This is a genomic window from Mycobacterium sp. ELW1 (genome assembly GCF_008329905.1).
Lineage (GTDB): Bacteria > Actinomycetota > Actinomycetes > Mycobacteriales > Mycobacteriaceae > Mycobacterium.
This window is the reverse complement of record NZ_CP032155.1, coordinates 411,562-429,911: the sequence shown is the minus strand read 5'-3', so window position 1 is coordinate 429,911 and position 18,350 is coordinate 411,562. Positions and strand designations below refer to the sequence as shown.

General features: G+C 66.4%; 19 protein-coding genes and 2 pseudogenes. 14 read left to right on the top strand and 7 right to left on the bottom strand.

Annotation, left to right across the window (positions count from 1 at the left end):
* Positions 1-193: 193 nt before the first annotated feature.
* The 5 genes and pseudogenes from D3H54_RS01930 to D3H54_RS31595 all read left to right on the top strand — a co-directional run bounded on the left by D3H54_RS01930 (position 194) and on the right by D3H54_RS31595 (position 6,548).
* Complete coding sequence (locus D3H54_RS01930; RefSeq protein ID WP_149377621.1) at positions 194-1,090, top strand: enoyl-CoA hydratase; 897 nt, start codon at positions 194-196, stop codon at positions 1,088-1,090.
* 19 nt (positions 1,091-1,109) lie between these two features.
* Positions 1,110-2,357: an acyl-CoA dehydrogenase family protein gene (locus tag D3H54_RS01925; RefSeq protein WP_149377620.1), complete on the top strand. Its 1,248-nt coding sequence runs from the start codon at positions 1,110-1,112 to the stop codon at positions 2,355-2,357.
* A gap of 1 nt (position 2,358) precedes the next feature.
* Positions 2,359-3,414 carry an acyl-CoA dehydrogenase family protein gene (locus tag D3H54_RS01920; RefSeq protein WP_149377619.1) on the top strand — a complete coding sequence of 352 codons (1,056 nt, stop codon included), beginning with the start codon at positions 2,359-2,361 and terminating at the stop codon, positions 3,412-3,414.
* Positions 3,348-4,913 (top strand): annotated as a pseudogene (locus tag D3H54_RS31600) (long-chain-fatty-acid--CoA ligase); the annotation flags it as partial. The gene D3H54_RS01920 and the pseudogene D3H54_RS31600, both read left to right, overlap by 67 nt.
* On the top strand, positions 4,908-6,548 hold the full coding sequence (locus D3H54_RS31595) for an AMP-binding protein (protein ID WP_286199351.1): 1,641 nt from the start codon (positions 4,908-4,910) through the stop codon (positions 6,546-6,548). The pseudogene D3H54_RS31600 and the gene D3H54_RS31595, both read left to right, overlap by 6 nt.
* Here the strand turns inward: D3H54_RS31595 and D3H54_RS01910 are convergent.
* The 7 genes and pseudogenes from D3H54_RS01910 to D3H54_RS01890 all read right to left on the bottom strand — a co-directional run bounded on the left by D3H54_RS01910 (position 6,545) and on the right by D3H54_RS01890 (position 11,869).
* Positions 6,545-8,011 (bottom strand): peptide MFS transporter, encoded by a 1,467-nt coding sequence (locus D3H54_RS01910; RefSeq protein ID WP_149377617.1) that lies wholly within the window; start codon positions 8,009-8,011, stop codon positions 6,545-6,547. The two genes, D3H54_RS31595 and D3H54_RS01910, sit on opposite strands and share 4 nt — an antisense overlap.
* Positions 8,012-8,038: 27 nt before the next feature.
* Positions 8,039-8,170 (bottom strand): hypothetical protein, encoded by a 132-nt coding sequence (locus D3H54_RS31590; RefSeq protein WP_286199081.1) that lies wholly within the window; start codon positions 8,168-8,170, stop codon positions 8,039-8,041.
* A gap of 68 nt (positions 8,171-8,238) precedes the next feature.
* A pseudogene (locus D3H54_RS01905) lies at positions 8,239-8,988 on the bottom strand (L,D-transpeptidase); the annotation flags it as partial.
* Positions 8,989-9,176: 188 nt separating this feature from the next.
* Entirely contained in the window at positions 9,177-9,317 is a 141-nt protein-coding gene (locus D3H54_RS31075; protein ID WP_168214746.1) for a hypothetical protein, read from the bottom strand.
* A gap of 62 nt (positions 9,318-9,379) precedes the next feature.
* Positions 9,380-10,279, bottom strand: coding sequence for a LysR family transcriptional regulator ArgP (locus D3H54_RS01900; protein ID WP_286199350.1), 900 nt, complete (start codon positions 10,277-10,279; stop codon positions 9,380-9,382).
* On the bottom strand, positions 10,276-10,548 hold the full coding sequence (locus D3H54_RS01895; protein ID WP_149377614.1) for a hypothetical protein: 273 nt from the start codon (positions 10,546-10,548) through the stop codon (positions 10,276-10,278). Before D3H54_RS01895 ends, D3H54_RS01900 begins: the two co-directional genes overlap by 4 nt.
* Before the next feature lie 70 nt (positions 10,549-10,618).
* Complete coding sequence (locus D3H54_RS01890; RefSeq protein WP_149377613.1) at positions 10,619-11,869, bottom strand: cytochrome P450; 1,251 nt, start codon at positions 11,867-11,869, stop codon at positions 10,619-10,621.
* Between the two features lie 86 nt (positions 11,870-11,955).
* On the opposite strand from D3H54_RS01890, the gene D3H54_RS01885 reads away from it, so the two are divergent.
* The 9 genes from D3H54_RS01885 (at position 11,956) to D3H54_RS01845 (ending at position 18,206) form a co-directional block, all read left to right on the top strand.
* Positions 11,956-12,564, top strand: a complete 609-nt coding sequence (locus D3H54_RS01885) for a TetR/AcrR family transcriptional regulator (RefSeq protein WP_168214745.1) — start codon at positions 11,956-11,958, stop codon at positions 12,562-12,564.
* Positions 12,564-13,367 carry a siderophore-interacting protein gene (locus D3H54_RS01880; RefSeq protein WP_149377611.1) on the top strand — a complete coding sequence of 268 codons (804 nt, stop codon included), beginning with the start codon at positions 12,564-12,566 and terminating at the stop codon, positions 13,365-13,367. The genes D3H54_RS01885 and D3H54_RS01880 overlap by 1 nt, the downstream gene beginning before the upstream one ends.
* 138 nt (positions 13,368-13,505) lie before the next feature.
* Complete coding sequence (locus tag D3H54_RS01875; protein ID WP_083117401.1) at positions 13,506-13,685, top strand: hypothetical protein; 180 nt, start codon at positions 13,506-13,508, stop codon at positions 13,683-13,685.
* Positions 13,686-13,767: 82 nt separating this feature from the next.
* The gene (locus tag D3H54_RS01870; RefSeq protein ID WP_149377610.1) at positions 13,768-14,367 is read left to right on the top strand and encodes a LysE/ArgO family amino acid transporter; all 600 of its coding nucleotides are present in this window, start codon (positions 13,768-13,770) and stop codon (positions 14,365-14,367) included.
* A gap of 9 nt (positions 14,368-14,376) precedes the next feature.
* The gene (locus D3H54_RS01865; protein WP_149377609.1) at positions 14,377-15,348 is read left to right on the top strand and encodes an ABC transporter substrate-binding protein; all 972 of its coding nucleotides are present in this window, start codon (positions 14,377-14,379) and stop codon (positions 15,346-15,348) included.
* Between the two features lie 23 nt (positions 15,349-15,371).
* Positions 15,372-16,088: a queuosine precursor transporter gene (locus D3H54_RS01860; RefSeq protein ID WP_149377608.1), complete on the top strand. Its 717-nt coding sequence runs from the start codon at positions 15,372-15,374 to the stop codon at positions 16,086-16,088.
* 24 nt (positions 16,089-16,112) lie between these two features.
* Entirely contained in the window at positions 16,113-16,754 is a 642-nt protein-coding gene (locus tag D3H54_RS01855) for a 5-oxoprolinase subunit B family protein (RefSeq protein ID WP_149377607.1), read from the top strand.
* Positions 16,751-17,644, top strand: a complete 894-nt coding sequence (locus D3H54_RS01850) for a 5-oxoprolinase/urea amidolyase family protein (protein WP_149377606.1) — start codon at positions 16,751-16,753, stop codon at positions 17,642-17,644. The genes D3H54_RS01855 and D3H54_RS01850 overlap by 4 nt, the downstream gene beginning before the upstream one ends.
* Before the next feature lie 10 nt (positions 17,645-17,654).
* Positions 17,655-18,206: a GNAT family N-acetyltransferase gene (locus tag D3H54_RS01845; protein WP_149377605.1), complete on the top strand. Its 552-nt coding sequence runs from the start codon at positions 17,655-17,657 to the stop codon at positions 18,204-18,206.
* Positions 18,207-18,350: the final 144 nt, after the last annotated feature.

The window sequence follows — 18,350 nt, the reverse complement described above, 5'->3', positions numbered from 1 at the left end:
GGTGCAACCCCTCTGCTGCGATGTTCAACACAGTACTAGCAAGATACTTGATCGGATGCAAGAACCATTTTTCTTGCTTGTTTACTGAGCTGCTAGTTTTCAAAAGAGCGTATCGGCTATGGACATTTTGATCGGTATCCGCGTAGCGTGCTGCATCAGCGGCGGCCATACGCAACGAAGGAAGGGAGCATTCGTGCAGCATTTCGACTACATCGGGTACGACGTGATCGACGACGGCCGGATCGCCGTGATCACGCTCGATCGCCCGAAACAGCGCAACGCGCAGAACCGGGGAATGCTCGTCGAACTCGGGACGGCATTCGAGCTGGCCGAAGAGGACGACACCGTGCGCGTGGTGATCCTGCGCGGCGCGGGCCCCTGCTTCTCGGCGGGCCACGACCTCGGTTCCTCCGATGATGTCCGGGAACGCTCAACCGGCGCGGGTCAACACCCCTCCTACCAATGCAATGGCGGAACGCTGACCGGTGCCGATGCCCGGCACCGGCAGGAATGGCACTACTTCTTCCAGAACACCAAGCGCTGGCGCAACCTGCGCAAGATCACCATCGCCGAGGTGCACGGACTGGTCTTGTCGGCGGGTCTGATGCTGACCTGGTGCTGCGATCTCATCGTCGCCGCAGAAGACACGACCTTCGCCGACGTGGTCGGTACCAGGCTTGGGATGTGCGGGGTGGAGTATTTCGGCCACCCCTGGGAGTTCGGCCCGCGCAAAGCCAAGGAATTGCTGCTCACCGGTGACTCGCTGAGCGCCGATGACGCCCACGCGCTCGGGATGGTCAGCAAGGTCTTCCCGTCCGATGAGCTCTCGGCGCGCACCATCGAGTTCGCCCGCCGCATCGCCAAGGTGCCGACAATCGCGTCGCTGCTGATCAAGGAGTCGGTGAACCAGACCGTGGATGCCATGGGCTTCTCCACCGCGCTCGACGCCTGCTTCTCGCTACACCAGCTCAATCACTCGCATTGGGCCGAACTGAACGGCAATCCCCTGGGCATCGGGACCGTCGAGGACGGACTCGAGGACTGGCGGCTCGCTCCGGAGATCCTGCCCGCCACCAAGAACCGGCCCTGATCGGGAGAGCGAAGCACAGGTGGACATCGACTATCCCCCCGAAGCGCAAGCCTTCCGTGACGAGATCCGGACGTTCCTGGCCGAAAACCTGCCGGCCGGCTGGGTCGGCCCCGGCGCGCTACCACCCGAGGAGCGTGAGCAGCTCCGGCACCAGTGGCGCAAGGTGCTGGCCGACCGCGGACTGGTAGCGGTCTCCTGGCCCAAGGAGTACGGCGGCGGCGGTCTGTCCGTGATCGAGCAGGCGGTGCTGGCCGAGGAATTCTCTCGCGGCGGAGCACCCGAACGCGACGAGAACGACATGTTCGGCATCGATCTGCTGGGCAACACCCTGATTGCCCTGGGCACCGAGGAGCAGAAGAAGCATTTCCTGCCGCGCATCCTCTCCGGCGAGGACCGCTGGTGCCAGGGCTTCTCCGAACCGGAGGCGGGGTCGGATCTCGCATCGGTGCGGACGAAGGCTGTGTTGGAGGGGGGCGATGACGGGGCGAGCGAAGCGACGGGAGAACAACACTGGCTGATCAACGGGCAGAAGATCTGGACGTCGGCGGGTCCGACGGCCAACTGGATCTTCGTCTTGGCCCGCACGGACGCCGAGGTGCCCAAGCACAAAGGCCTGTCGATGTTGTTGGTGCCGGTCGATCAGCCGGGTGTGGTGGTGCGGCCCATCGTCAACGCGGCCGGCCACGCGTCGTTCTCAGAGGTCTTCTTCACCGACGCCCGCGCCAAGGCCGGCGATGTGCTCGGCGGGATCGGCGGTGGCTGGGGAACCGCGATGACGGTCCTCGGCTTTGAGCGTGGCTCCCAGATCACCACGGCAGCAATCGAGTTCGGCCGCGGTCTGGAATGGCTGCGACAGCTCGCCAGGGAGCGGGGCCGGCACACCGATCCGCTGATCCGCGACGAACTCGCGTGGTGCTACTCCCGCGTGCAGATCCTGCGCTACCAGGGCTACCGCGGCCTGACCACCTTGTCGAACGGTAAACGCCCCGGCGCGGAAGCCGCCATCAACAAGGTCGTCTGGAGCGAATACTTCCGCCGGTACACCGATCTGGCCGTCGACATCCTCGGAACCGACGCGCTCTGCGCGGACGGTCCGGGAAACGGTGCCGCACTGATCATCCCGGCGCCGGGCACGGCGAATTCGGTCTCCTGCTGGCTCGACGAGTTTCTCTACGCGCGCGCCGCCACCATCTACGCCGGCAGCTCACAGATCCAGCGCACCGTGATCGGTGAGCAGTTGCTCGGGCTTCCGAAGGAGCCGCGCTGACATGGACTTCCAATACAGCAGCGAACACGTGGCATTGCGGGATTCGACCCGTGACTTCCTGCATGTCCACGGCCGTGACGAACGTGGCTGGCGCAGAGTGTGCACCGAACTGGAGTTGCCCGGGTTGGCCGTGCCTATGGAGTACGGCGGCGTCGGCGCAACACTGGTGGAATCGGCCATCGTGTTCGAGGAGTTCGGCCGCGCACTGAGCCCACTTCCCTTGGCGGCACATGTTTTCGCGGTCCATGCGGTGCTGCGCATGGGCGACGACGAACAGCGTCATCGCCTGCTGCCCGGCCTGCTCAGCGGGGCGCACGTGGCAGCATTCGCGGTGACCGGGCCGGGCGCCGGTGACGCGGCGGCGGCGACGGTCTCGGCCACCCGAGACGACGGCCGCATCGTCCTGGACGGCCTGTGCGGTCCGGTAGTGCACGGTCACGGCGCCGATCTGCTCGTCGTCGCCGCCCGCACCGGTGACGACGTGGGGCTGTACGTGGTCGACACCGCTGCCCCAGGAGTCGACGTGACAGAGCTGCCGTCCTTCGACACCTCCCGGCCGGTTGCGCGGGTGACACTACGACAGGCCGCCGCCGAACGTCTTGACGCAGTCCCGGACGCACTGGACCAGGTACTGGACACCGCGCGGGTACTGCTGGCCGCCGAGATGCTCGGCGGCGCCGAATCCTGCCTGGCCCGCAGCATCGAGTACGCTTGCAGCAGAACTCAATTCGATCGCCCGATCGGCACGTTCCAAGCGGTCAAGCACATGTGCGCGGAGATGGCGATCGAAATCGACGCGACCCGGGTGGCGGTGATGTTCGCGGCAATGAGCGCGGACGACCCCGGTGAACTGGCCGTCGCCGCGCCTCTGGTGAAGGCCCAGGCGGCGGATACGTTCACCCTGTGCGCCAACACCGCCACCCAGGTACACGGCGGCATCGCGTTCACCTGGGAGCACGAGCTGCACCGTTATCTGCGCCGGGCAAAGGCATGCGAAGCGCTGTTCGGCAGCAGCAGCCAGCACCGAGCCCTCCTGGCCGACCGGGTCGGCCTATGACGTCCGCGTCGACGGGAATCACTCTCAGCGATGTCCTGGCCAGGCACGCCCGGGTGCGCCCGGACAACGTCGGATTCGTGGACCCACGCCGCCGCGCCACCTTCGGCGAGATCGACGCGCGGGTAACGAGATTGGCCAACGCACTGTCCGAACGCGGAATCGGCCGCGGAGACCGGGTCGCCGTGCTGGGGCTGAACAGTCTGGAGGTCGTCGAGACCTGGTTCGCCACCGTGCGACTGGGCGCGGTCGTCGTACCCCTGAACTTCCGTCTGGTGGCCGACGAGATCGCCTACCTGCTGGCCGACAGCGGTGCGGCGGCGGTCGTGGTCGACGAGGCGCTGGCCCCTGTCGTCGAGCGGGCGCGGGCGGCGTCGGTGCATTCGGTGCTGACCATCGGTGGCGACTTCCAGACCGCGATCGATCTCGCCCCCGGCGAGCCCGTTGACATCGTCGTCGGCGACGAAGAACCCGCCTTCATCATGTACACCTCGGGCACCACCGGATTCCCGAAAGGTGCTGTGCTGACGCACCGCAACCTCTATCTCCATGCCTTCAGTTCGATCGCCACGCTCGGTCATGCCGCCGACGACTGCTGGCTGGGGGTGGCACCGCTGTTCCACACCGCAGGCGTGTCCGGGATGCTGCCGGCATTCTTCACCGGGGGCACGGTCATCATTCCGCCCTCGGGCGGGTTCGACGCCGAGGCGACGGTGTGCACCATCGTCAGCGAGCGGGTCACCTCGTGTTGGATGACCCCATCCCAGTGGCAGGCAGTCTGCGCGTTGGACCGCCTCGGGCAGTGGGACCTGTCGTATCTCCGGCGAATCTGGTGGGGCGCGGCCCCCGCGAGCACCACATTGCTGCAGAGCATGACCGAGGCGTTCCCCGATGCCGAGATCGTCGCGGCGTTCGGACAAACCGAGTGCAGCCCCATCACCTGCCTGCTGCACGGCGACGACGCGATCCGCAAGATCGGTTCGGTCGGAACGCCGATGCTCAACGTCGAGGCCCGCATCGTCGACGACGCCATGAACGATGTCGCCGCCGGGACGGTGGGCGAGATCGTCTACCAGGGTCCGCTGGTGATGAAGGGGTACTGGAACAACCCCGGTCATACCGCGGAAGCTTTCCACGGCGGGTGGTTCCATTCCGGCGACCTGGTCCGGCAGGATGAGGATGGCTACATCTACGTGGTCGACCGGAAGAAAGACATGATCATTTCGGGCGGAGAGAACATCTACAGCGCCGAGCTGGAGAACGTCCTGGCGGCCCACCCGAAGATCGCCGAGGTCGCGGTGATCGGCGTGCCGGATGCGAAGTGGGGCGAAACGCCGCTGGCGGTGATCGTGGCCCGCGAGGCCGGCGATCCGCCGACCGATGGCGAGATCGAGGCGCACTGCCGCGAACACCTGGCACCCTACAAGCGCCCGCGGCGTATCGCGGTCGTCGACGCGCTACCCCGCAACGCCAGCGGCAAGGTGCTGAAAGGCGTTCTGCGCGAACAGTACGGTGCACTCCCGTCGTACGCGGCGGGACCTGACGGCGCTCCGCTGCTCGACGAGACGATCGGCGCCAACTTCGAGCGCACCGCCGCGGCACACGCGGGTGTCGACGCGCTGGTCGAGGTCGCGACGGGCCGGTCGTGGACCTATGCCGAACTGAATCGGGAGATCGACCTGGTGGCCCGGGCGTTGATCGCCTCGGGCATCGGCAAGGGAGACCGGGTCGGTATCTGGGCGCCCAACTGCGCGGAGTGGACCGTGGTGCAGTACGCCACAGCCAAGGCCGGCGCGATCCTGGTCACCATCAACCCCGCGTACCGAACTCACGAGCTGTCCTATGTTCTGCAGCACGCCGGCGTCCGAATGCTGTTGTCGGTCACCGAGTTCAAATCGTCCCACTACCGCAACATGGTCGCCGAGGTACGCCAGGAGTTGCCTGATCTGACCGAGGTGGTGTTCCTGGACTCCTCGGACTGGGAGTCGCTGAGGCAGCGCGGGGAGACGGTGTCCACCGATCAGTTGCGCGCCCGAATGGACACACTGACGCCGTCGGATCCGATCAACATCCAATACACCTCCGGGACAACGGGTTCCCCGAAGGGCGCAGTGCTCTCGCATCGCAACATCCTCAACAACGGATACTTCGTCACCGATCTGATCAACTTCGGTCCCGGCGATCGGCTGTGCATTCCGGTGCCGTTCTACCACTGCTTCGGCATGGTCATGGGCAACCTCGGCTGCACCACCCACGGCGCCACGATGGTGATTCCGTCGGCCGGCTTCGATCCGGCCGCGACTCTCGCCGCCGTGGAACAGGAACGCTGCACGGCGCTGTACGGGGTGCCGACGATGTTCATCGCGGTGCTCGGACATCCGGACCTCGCGCACCGTGACGTCTCGTCGCTGCGTACCGGCATCATGGCAGGCGCCCCCTGCCCGGTGGAGATCATGAAGCGTTGTGTCGACGAGCTCAACATGACGCAGGTGTCCATCGCCTACGGGATGACCGAAACCTCGCCGGTGTCCTGCCAGACGCTGCACGACGACGACCTGGAACGACGCACAGCCACCGTAGGGCGCGCGCATCCGCACGTCGAGATCAAGATCGTCGATCCGGAGACCGGTGCGGTCGTCGAGCGCGGTGCGACCGGTGAATTCTGCACTCGCGGTTACTCGGTCATGCTCGGCTACTGGAACGACGAGGGCAAGACCCGTGAGGCGATCGACGACGAGGGCTGGATGCACACCGGCGATCTGGCCGTGATGCGAGACGACGGCTACTGCACGATCGTCGGCCGGATCAAGGACATGGTGATTCGCGGCGGCGAGAACGTCTATCCCAGGGAGATCGAGGAATTCCTGCACACCCACCCCGATATCGACGACGTCCAGGTGATCGGTGTGCCCGACCCGCGCTTCGGCGAGGAGATCTGCGCCTGGATCAAGATGCGTCCGGGCAGCACACCCCTGGACGCCGACGGCGTACGGGCGTTCTCGGCCGGACAACTGGCCCACTACAAGATCCCCCGCTATGTGCGAGTGGTCGACGAGTTCCCGATGACCGTCACCGGGAAGGTGCGCAAGGTCGAGATGCGGGACGAGATGGTCCGGCTGCTCGACGCGCAGCCCTAGTGGACGCCCTCCATCAAACGGCTCACCCGGGGTGCGAACGCCCACACGATGATGCCGACCCCGACCGCGACGACACCGAGGATGCCGAAGTAGGCGAACTCGCGGTCCGGGTGGTAGTACCCCGACAGCACACCCGACATCGACGTACCCAGTCCGACCGAGAAAAAGTACAGCGCCATCATCTGCGCCCGAAATGCGTTGGGGGCCAACTGTGTCGTGACCGAGAGGCCGATCGGGGACAGCATCAGCTCGGAGATCGCGAAGACGGCCATGATCGCCGCCACGAACAGTGCGGGCACGCTGCGTCCGGTCGTTCCGGCCATCGGCAGGAACATCAGGAACGCCACGCCCATGCCGATGACGCCGTAGGCGAACTTGCGTGGGGTGGTGGGTGCGCGCCGGCCCAGCTTGGTCCACATCGCCGCGAACACCGGCGACAGCAGGATGATCCACACCGGTTCTATCGAGCCGATCCAGTTCGACGGTGCCCGCCAACCGAAGATCGACCAGTTCATCCGCTCGTCGGAGTACACCGCGAGCACGGTGAAGATCTGCTGGAACAGCGACCAGAACACCGCGTTGGCGATGAACAGCGGGATGAAGGCCCGCACCCGCGTGCGCTCGAGTGGTTCGACACGTGGGCTGCGCAGCATCACCGCGAAGTAGGCGATCGAGGCGACGACCAGAATCCCGGTGGTCACCTGGGAGAGGGTGGCCAGGGTGATCAGACCGAAGACGAAGGCGACGACGACCACCGCCACAACCACTGCGGCAATGCTCGCGGTGCGCACGAAATGACTGCGGGACAGCGGATTCGGAGGAGTCCGGCCGTTGCTGCCGAGATTGCGCCGGAACACCACGTACTGGGTCAGGCCCAGCGCCATACCGACGGCCGCGGCACCGAACCCGTAGTGGAAACCCACCTTGGTCTGCAGGAGGCCGGTGATCAGCGGGCCTACGAACGAACCCAGGTTGATACCGAGATAGAACAGCGTGAATCCGCCGTCGCGACGAGGGTCGCCATCCTCATAGAGCGTGCCCAGCAGCGATGAGGCGTTGGCTTTGAGCGCGCCGGACCCCAGCGCGATCAGTATCAGGCCGACGCCGACGCCCGTCAGTCCGGGCAGCACCGCCAGCGCGATGTGGCCGCACATGACCACGACGCCGCCGTAGAGCACCGTCCGCTCCATGCCGAGCAACCGGTCGGCCACCCAGCCGCCCAAGACTGTGGACAGATACACCAGTCCGCCGTAGGCGCCAACCACGCCGGTGGCAGTGGCTTTGGGTAAGCCGAGACCGCCCTCGGTGAGCGAGTAGTACAGGTAATACCCGAGAATCGTGAGCATCCCGTAGTAGGAGAAGCGCTCCCATAACTCGACCCCGAAGAGGTTGGCCAGACCCACGGGGTGGCCGAAGAATGTTCGTTGCGCGGGCGCGTTCTCGGTTCCGACGGCATCGGCCATGGATTTCACCATGCCATATCGGGGCCTTCACCAGAGCAGGATGATGGTCTCCGGCTCACGCTCGTCGTCCTCGTCCGCCTGGTCGCGATGACCGGCCTCACGGGCCAGCGGCAACGCCACGACGTCGGCGAGGCGCGGCTCCGCGTCCGGGGATGTCACACCCCCAGTCTCGTGGGACGGACGTTGCGTGTCACGAGTAGTCGCTACCCGAAACCGCCCCACGCCGGCTAGGCCCACTGATCCCACGGCACGCTCCAGTCTCCGTTCTGCCACAGCTGGAGCGGCTTGCCTCCGGTGTTACGCACTTCGACGACATCACCGGGAACGGAGAAGTTGTAGAACCAGATTGCATTGTCGCGGTTGAGGTTCAGGCAACCGTGGCTGGTGTCGGTGTTGCCCTGCGCCCACACTGTCGCATCCAGTTCGTGGAGATACACCCCGTCGGTGCTGATGCGCACCGCGTAGGGGATCGTCTCCTTGTAACCGAGGTGTGAGTTGATCGGCAAACCGTACGTGGACGAATCCATCACCACGGGATTGCTCTTGTCCAGAACGGTGTACACGCCGGGCTGAGTCCAGAAGCTCAGAGTGGTGTTGCCGACTTTCTCTGTGCCCCCTCGGCCCATCGATGTGGGCATGGTCCGGACCGGCTTCCCCCCGTCGAACACCGTCACTTGCTTGGTCGTGTCATCGGCGATCGACACGTGCGAGGCACCGATGGTGAACGAGACGGGCGCCCCGGGTCCGGGAGTGACGGTGACCACGGTGCCCGGCGCGTAGTACTGCGGCGGCCGCCAGTGCATGGTGCGGTCGTCGACCCAGTGCCACGCACCGGCCACCGGTGGTGAGGTGTCCACCTGCAGTGCCTGCTCAGCCAGACCACGATCTCCGACGGGAGCGTCGAAGTGCGCGACGATCACGGTGCCGATGCCGTACGTGCCGCCGTTGTGCAGCGGCGCATTCGAGGTGGTGGTGAATGCCACCGGCGGCAGAACATCGTCGGCGTGCGCGACGACGGCCGGGCCCGCCTGAACCGCCATCAGAACCAGCACCACCGACAGCAGAACTCGCGCTCTACGACCCACTACAGCCATTCACGTCTCCACGATCTCTCGCCCAACCGATCAATCATGCTGCATCACAGCGATTCCGCCCAGTTGCGCTGCTAGCCGGGCTCGGCCGAGGTCGGTGTGGTGGTGATCTGCGGAGTCGCGACGGGCGCAACCAGAAATACGCTCGCCAGGACCTCGCTTGCACCCACCGATGCCGCGACGATCTCGGAGCGGGAAAGTCGGCTCCCGTTCATGCCGCCCGGTTATCCGCATCAGCACGTTGGCAAACCGTTGTGGAGTGACTGTGATCTTTCTGTCAGCCCCGCCGCAGCGCGCCGGCGGCGGCCAGCACGGTCGCGGTCAGCGACTCCATCAGCGGGCTGTCGAGCTTCCAGCACTGCCAGAACAGCGGGACGTCGAGGTGGACATCGCTGACCTGGACGAACGACCCGTCCGCGAGCGCCTGTTCCGCCGACTGCTCGGGATACATCCCCCACCCGAGGCCGGCGTGTACCGCGGCGCCGAAGCCTTCCGCGGTGGGCACGTATGTGACCGGACGCTCAACAGGACGACCGAATGCCTTGCGCACCAGCATATTCTGCAGTGCATCGTCGCGATTCCAGGCAAGGGACGGCGCCTGCGCCACCGCTTCTTCCGTGAAACCCGCTGAAAAGTAGCGTTTTACGTAATCGGCACTGGCCACCGGCAGATACCGCATCACGCCCAGCGGGTGGACCCGACAGCCGGGTACCGGGGTGCGCTCGGTGGTGACCGCACCCATGACAACACCCTCTCGCAGCAGCCGCGCGGAGTGGTCCTGGTCTTCGATGCGGATGTCGAGCAGCACGTCGGACAGTTCGGACAACACCCGGACGAACCACGTCGCCATGGAGTCGGCGTTGACAGCCATCGCGATCCGGGGGCGTGGCGCGGCCTCACCGCCACCGGCCATCTCCGCGATGGCCTCGGCCTCCAACATCGCAGTCTGGGCGGCCAGCCTGAGCAGCGGCGTGCCGGCCAGCGTTGCCACACATGGCTTTCCGCGCACCAAGAGCACCTGGCCTACCTGCTTCTCCAGAGCCTTGATGCGCTGACTGATCGCCGACGGCGTCACATGCAACCGATCGGCCGCCGCCTCGAAACTGCCGAGTTCGACTATCGCGGCGAAGGCCGCGAGTTGGCCCGCGTCCAGGCGAGCCTTACCAGGGGCGCTCAGTAGCAGGGATCCGAACCGGGCGTGTAATACGGGACACCTTGCGGCGTGTAGCACGGCGGCTGCCCCGAAGCCGCCTGCGCCGCAGCGTCGTCATCAGAGGCCACCGCGCCCGCGACAGCGACATCACCGGCGACATTGGTGCACCCGCCGACATTCACATGACGTCCTCCGACGTCTCCGCACACATCTGCTTGTGCACCGGGCGCGACGGCCACCGGTACAACAGCCAGTGCCATGGCGCTCACGAGCGCCGCTGCCAGCTTCTTCATCGTCAGTACTTCCCCTCGTGCGACCGACTCACCGGCAATTATCGCCGCTGACGCGGGTCGCCGCGGGAAATCACGCCAGTGAGTACCGGATCGGCAGGTGCTTGATCCCACCGACGAAGGTGGTGGCCATCAGCTCGGGGTCGCCGGCCAGTTCGATCGACTTGATCCGCGGCACCAGTTCGGTGAAGAAGCTGTTCATCTCCATGCGGGCCAGGGCGGCACCCAGGCAGAAGTGCACGCCATAGCCGAAGGACAGGTGCTTGTTGGGGTCGCGCCCGACGTCGAAGCGCATCGGATCGTCGAACACCTCTTCGTCGCGGTTGGCCGAGACGTAGGACAGCAGGACGGCTTCGCCCTTGGCGATGGGGACGCCGCGGACCTCGGTGTCGGCCTGGGCGGTGCGCATGAATTCCTTGACCGGCACGATGCAGCGGATCATCTCTTCGACTGCGGTGCCCATCAGGCCCGGATCATTCTGCAGCCGCCGCAATTCGCCTGGGTTGCGGATGAGTTCGAGGAGTCCGCCGGCGATTCCGGCGCTGGTGGTGTCGTGGCCGGCGCTGGCGACGATCACGTAATACGAGGCGGTGTCCATGTCGGACAACGGTTCTCCGTTGATCGTGGCGTTCGCGATCGCCGACGTCAGGTCCTCGGTGGGATTTTCGCGGCGGGACGCGGTCAGCGCCGAGAAGTAGCCGAAGAAGTCCAACAGCACCGCGATCATCGCGTCTTTGTCCTGATCCCGCTGGAACTCGGTGTCGTCGCCGCCGAAGAGCTCCTGAGTGAGCTTGAGCATCCGCGGAAAGTCGGACTCCGGGAGGCCGAGCAGCGTCAAAATGACATACAGCGGAAAGTTGACCGCGATCTCTTGGGCGAAATCGATCTCCGGTCCGCGCTCCACCATCTGGTCGACATACATCTTGGCCAGTTCGTCGCAGCGAGCCTTCAACGCGCGCATGGCTTTTGGCCGGAACCAGTCCGCACCGATCTTGCGCAAGTCGCGGTGATGCGGGTCGTCGATGTGAATCAGCGTGCTCAGGCCCGCCCCGGCTTCCCGGTCGGCGCGCAGTTTGTCGTCGAGGTCCTGCACCACCAGGATCGGGCGGGGGTCGTTGGTGAACAGGTCGTTCTGACGCTCGATGTCCATGATGTCGGCGTGCTTGGTGATCGCCCAGAACGGCCGGTAGCCGTCGACGTCCACCCACGACACGGGGGCATGCGCACGCAGGTGCGCGAGCGCGCTGTGGAGCCCCGCCTCGTCGGTGTAGGCCTGCGGGTTGGCCAGGACGCGCGCCGCCTCATCCATGATCCGTGTCGTCATCGGTGACTCCTTGCGCCATACGAGTAATCTGGAACGAATTCGTTCTGGATTATGGCGTGGCACACACGATGGGTCAAGATGGCGTCATGGTTGTCGAAGGACGCACCTACGGCGGGCTCAGTTCCTTGCAGCGCACGCAAGAGCGCCGTGCCCGACTGCTGGACGCCGCCCGTGACCTGATCGCCGAGGTGGGCGTCGCGCCGCTGACCGTCGACCTGGTGTGCCAGCGGGCGAAACTGAGCAAGCGCTACTTCTACGCCGAATTCAGCACCAAAGACGATCTTCTGGACGCCTGTGCCGAAGACCTGTACAGCAGGCTCAAGGCTGCGATGGAGGTGGTGCTGGCCACCGCTCCCAAGCCCGAGCGCGCTCACGGCGTCCTGCGCATGGTGGTGCATACCTTGGTAGCCAGCGCAGCTGATGCGCGCCTCTACATGGAATCGCCTGGATTCCCGCGGCTACGCCAGCTTCAACAACGGGAGATAAGCGCGTTCACCGAACGCATCGCGGCCGAAGCAATGCCGTTCGAGGGACCGCCGAAGCCGTCGGTGGACCGGCTGCTTGCGACCAGGACGATGGTCACCGCTGCCACCGAGCTCATCGCCGCCTGGCTGCACGGCGACGTCGACACCGACGAGCACACCCTCGTCGCCACGCTGACCGCCACCACGCTCGGAGCGGCCGGGGCGGTTTGATGAGCTTCACGTCCGCGACCGTCGTCGAGACGCTCGCGCCGAACCAGCGGCTGCGTCGCGTCAGGCTGCGGGTGGACACCCCCGAATCGCTCGCCGTCGCACCGGGCGCCGATTGCGCCGTCGGGGTGTACTTCGACGCGGCGACCCCGAACAACGGCCGCACCTACTCCGTGCGCCGCCAGGCCGGAGACCTCATCGAGCTCGACATCCTGGTGCAGCCCGGCGGTCCTGGCAGCGTGTGGGCGCAGGCCGCCAGAGTGGGCGATCGTGTCGGACTCGACCACGCCCGCGCGTGGTACCGGCCGCCACCGAGTGCGACGCGGCAGCTGCTGGTTGCCGATCTCGCCGGGCTACCCGCGCTCGCCCGCATCATGGCCGAGGCGCCGCAGGCCGTCTCCACCACCGTCGTTGTCGAGGTACTCGATAACGACGATCTCGACTATCTGCCGGCTCGGCCCGACGTCACGCTCATACCCAGCGTGGGCAGCGGGAACGGCGTCGCGGCGAGCCGGCTCGCGCAGTTGGTCCGCGGCCTTGACCTTCCGGCGGACGGCTACTGCTGGTTCGGCGGGGAGGCGGCCGTATCGCGGGACATCCGCAAGCATCTGCGCGCCGGCGGCTGGACCATCGACCAGTACGACGTCATGGGGTACTGGCGGCAGGACTCGGCCGCCTGGGACGCGCGGTTTGCCCTCGTCGGAGACGACTTCCTCGCCACATACCGGCAGGCGATCGCGGACGGTAAGAGCGACAAGGCGGCCGCAGAGGAGTTCGACGACGCCCTCGAGCGGATCGGCCTCTAGCGACACCCCCCGCGACGACCCGGCAACCGTTATCTGGCAGTGCTTGTGATCCGCATCACGTATTCCTAGGATCATGAACTAAGTCACATACGGAGGTGTTGGATGACGGGCATGGAACGTCCTCAAGGACCGAGAGTCGTGCCGCTCCCCCGCGCCGCCATCAACCCGCACAGCGGGCTGATGGCTTTCCTCATGGTCGCGATCTTCGTCGCCGGTGTCGTCGGCGTGGTCGTGGCACTGTCGATGGGCCACGCAGCGTTCGTGCTGAGCATCGTGCTCATCTCGTTCGGCCTCATCGCCGCCGCCGCCATCTGCTGACCACGCCGCCGCATTAGCGGCACTTACGCACCTGAAACAACTTTAGTTGGACTGTTGCGTAGGTCCTTCCTACGGTCGAGTCATGACCTCGCCCCTGCTCGTCGGATTCCTGACGTCGTTCACGCTGATCGCCGCCATCGGTGCGCAGAACGCGTTCGTCCTGCGTCAAGGAATCCGGCGTGAGCACGTCCTCGCGGTGGTCAGCGTGTGCGCGGTGTCCGATTTGCTGCTCATCACCGCAGGCATCGCGGGTATCGGTGCCATCATCACCGCGCACCCGAACACCGTCACGGTGGCCAAGATCGGCGGGGCAGCCTTCCTCTTCGGCTATGGCGCCATGGCGGCACGCCGAGCGCTGAAATCAGCAAGCATGGCGCCAGCGCAGAACGGCTCCACCCGGCTGATCTCGGTGCTGCTGACGTGTCTGGCCATGACCTTCCTCAACCCACACGTCTACCTGGACACCGTCGTGCTGCTCGGAACGCTGGCCAATCAGCACGCCGACGGCCGGTGGTTGTTCGGCATCGGCGCGGTGACCGCCAGCGTCGTCTGGTTCTTCAGCCTGGGGTTCGGCGCGCGCCGGCTGGCCGGGCTGTTCGCCACTCCGCTGACGTGGCGGATCCTCGACGGTCTGATTGCGGTCGCAATGATTGGACTCGGCATCTCGCTGGTGGTGGGTTAATCTCGCGCCGTGAGCGCGCAGTGGACGAGGCGTGGATTCCTGGGAGCCGCTGGGGCAGCGGGCGTGCTGGTTGCTGCGGCGTGCTCGTCGAACAAATCCGACGACGCCAACCCCACCTCGGTGACCATCAAGCACATCTTCGGCGAGACCACGATCGCCGCACCGCCGAAACGAGTCGTCAGCGCCGGCTTCACCGAGCAGGACGACCTGCTCGCGGTCGGGGTGGTCCCCATCGCCGTGACCAACTGGTTCGGTGACCAACCCCTCGGCGTATGGCCATGGGCCCGCGCCAAGCTCGGGTCGGCCCAGCCTGTTGTCCTCAACCTGGACAACGGGATTCAGGTGGATCAGATCGCGGCGCTCAAACCCGACCTGATCGTCGCCGTCAACGCCGGGCTCGACGCCGACACGTACAAGAAGCTCTCAGCGATCGCGCCGACCATCGCCCAGTCCGACGACGACGCCTTCTTCGAACCCTGGAAGGACCAGGCCAGCGCGGTGGGAACCGCGGTGTTCCAGGGCAGGCAGATGAAGCAGTTGATCGCCGACGTCGACACCAAGTTCGCCGACGTGGCCAAGAACAACCCCGGTTTCAAAGACAAGAAGGCGGTGCTGCTGGCGGGCAGTTTCACCGGCGGCACCGTGACCGCGACGCTGCCCGGCTGGCGCACCGACTTCCTGACCGCGATGGGTTTCCAGATCGCCGACAGCATCACCGCGTACGCCGTCGACGACCACCGGGCCGCGATCCCCCGCGACAAGCTCGCCGACGCCCTCGACTCCGCCGACGTGCTGATCTGGTCCACCGAGAGCGACGCCGACCAAGCTGCGCTGTCCGCCGATCCCGGGGTCGCCAAGCTGGCCACTCGGAACGTCTTCACCGGCCTGGACCTCGCCGGGGCGATCGCGTTCGCCTCGCCGCTGTCCTACCCCGTGGTGGCCGACCAGTTGCCGCCGCTGCTCTCACGCGCACTGGCCTGACCTGCCGTGCTTGGATAGCACCTGTGACAAGCAGCCAGGCCACCGCACGCGCCGACGTTCCCACCCCCGGATTCGCGCAGGTCGGTTCTCGCTACTATCCGGTCTTCGTTTCGGTCTTCACGGCGCTGGTGATCATCTCCAATGTCACCGCCACCAAGGGCGTCGCGTTCGGGCCCGTCATCGGAAACTGGTCGATCATCACCGACGGCGGTTTCATCGTCTTTCCGCTGACCTACGTGATCGGCGACGTGCTGTCCGAGGTGTACGGGTTCACAGCCGCGCGCCGGGCCATCATCCTCGGCTTCGCGATGAACATCCTGGCGGCGCTGGCGTTCTGGGTGACGATCTATCTCCCGTCGGCCGACTTCTACACCAACCAGGAACACTTCGAGAACATCGTCCACGCCTACACCCAGTTGATCGTCGCCGGCTTGGCCGGCTTCATCGTCGGGCAGACCATCAACGCGTGGACCGTCGTCAAGATCAAAGAACGCACCAAGGAGAAGCATCTGTGGGCGCGGCTGATCGGCTCGACCTTCGCGGGCCAGCTCGGCGACACCCTGGTGTTCTGCAGCATCGCCGCCGGCGCCATCGGCATCACCAGCTTCGGCGACTTCGTCACCTACACCGCACTCGGCTGGGTCTACAAGACGGCCGTCGAAGTGATCATGCTGCCGGTGACGTATCGGGTCATCGGCTACATCAAGCGGCACGAGCCGACGTACACCCTGATGGTCTGATCTTCGGCAAGGGCGACAGACCTCGTGGTGTCCAACACAATTCGCGACTACGGCGACCGGGCGCTGCTGCTGGAATGCCCGTCCACCGACGAGGTGCTGGCACTGGCCGCGAGCCTGCGCGAGGCACGGTTGCCCGGCGTCCTGGACATCGTGCCGACCGCCGGCACCGTGCTGCTCACCCTCGCCGACCCGTCTGACCAGGCGCCGACTCGGCAGCGCCTCAGCCGACTGCGCATCGACCCCGGACGCATCGAGCACCGTCCGAGCGGCGAGGTCGACGTGACGATCGACGTGGTCTACGACGGCCCCGACCTCCTCGACGTCGCCACGCACACCGACATGACCACCGCCGAGGTGATCGAGGCCCACACCGCAACGCCATGGCGAGTCGGATTCGGCGGATTCGCACCGGGTTTCGCCTATCTCGTCGGCGGAGACTCCCGCCTGACGGTGCCACGGCGCAGCGATCCCCGCACCGCGGTGCCGGCCGGATCGGTAGGGCTGGCAGGCGATTTCAGCGGAATCTATCCGCGGCCCTCGCCCGGCGGCTGGCAATTGATCGGACGCACCGACGCGGTGTTGTGGGACACCGATCGCCCGCAACCCGCACTGCTCCTGCCCGGCATGTGGGTGCGGTTCCGGGCTGTCACGCGAGGCCCGTCGTGATCGCGCTCGAGGTCCTGCGAACCGGCCCCCTTGCACTGCTGGAAGATCTCGGCCGGCCCGGTCTGGCGCACGTCGGGGTGACCCGCTCAGGGGCCGCGGACCGCAGCGCACACCGGTTGGCCAACCGGCTGGTGGCCAACCCCGACGACCGGGCCACCGTGGAGATCACCCTGGGCGGATTCGCCGCACGGGTACACGGCGGCGACGTCGACATCGCTGTGACGGGCGCCGACGCCGATCCATCGGTAGACGGAATTCCTTTCGGCAACAACAGCATTCATCGCGTTCACGCCGGAGAAGTGATCTCTCTCGGCGCGCCGCACGCCGGCCTGCGCAGTTACCTGGCGGTGCGCGGCGGGGTCGACGTCGAACCGGTGCTGGGCTCGCGCAGCTACGACACGATGTCCGGAATCGGACCCCGGCCACTGCGCGCGGGCGACGTGCTTGCGGTGGGCACCCAAAGCGAGCAGTACCCCGAACTCGACCAGGCGCCGGTGGCCGCGATCGCGGCGGGCCGAATCGAGCTGCGCGTCGTGCCGGGACCTCGCGACGACTGGTTCACCGACCCCGAGGCCCTGGTCCACACCGACTGGATTGCCACCGACCGAAGTGACCGAGTCGGCATGCGGCTGAGCGGGCGCCCCCTGACGTACCGATGGCCCGGCCGCCAGTTGCCCAGCGAAGGGGCCACCCGCGGCGCAATTCAGGTGCCGCCCAACGGCCAGCCGGTAATCCTGGGCCCCGATCACCCCGTGACCGGGGGCTACCCCGTCATCGGCGTGGTCACCGACGCAGATACCGACACGGTGGCGCAGATCAGGGCCGGCCAATCCGTACGACTGCGCTGGACCAAACCCCGTATCCCAGCGGACGGCTCCCCGGACTGGTAGAGCTGAGGGTGTGCACGCGCAGGTTCACACCGCCCGGCTGATCCACACCAGCGACCTGGATGCCGAGACCCGCCTGAGCGCCCGGCAGCTACTCACCGATGCGTTCGGCGGCCCGGCCGAATTCACCGACTCGGACTGGGAACACGCCCTCGGCGGGATGCACGCGATCATCGCCCACCGCGGCGCGCTGATCGCCCACGCCGCCGTCGTTCAGCGCCGACTGCTCTACCGCGGGACGGCATTGCGCTGTGGCTATGTCGAGGCCGTCGCGGTGCGTGACGATTGGCGGGGGCAGGGACTGGCGCATGCGGTGCTCGACGCCGTCGAGCAGGTGATCCGTGGCGCCTATCAGATCGGAGCACTCAGTTCGACCCCGCTCGGCGAGACGATCTACCGCCCCCGCGGCTGGCTGCACTGGCAGGGGCCGACCTCGGTGTTGGCGCCCGGCGGGCCCACCCGCACACCGGATGACGACGGTTCGATCTTCGTCCTGCCGGTCGACGTCGAGGTCGATGCCACGGCGGAGCTGGCGTGTGACTGGCGACCCGGCGACGTCTGGTAAGAGCTCGATAGATAGGCGACGGCATACAACTCGCCATGCCCGCGCCGTCGGCTCATCGTCCCACTGACCGGCATCGCCGCTGGACAGCGTCGACAAACCTGGGAAATCGCTGTGACCGCGCGGCACCCGGGTTCCGATTGCCGC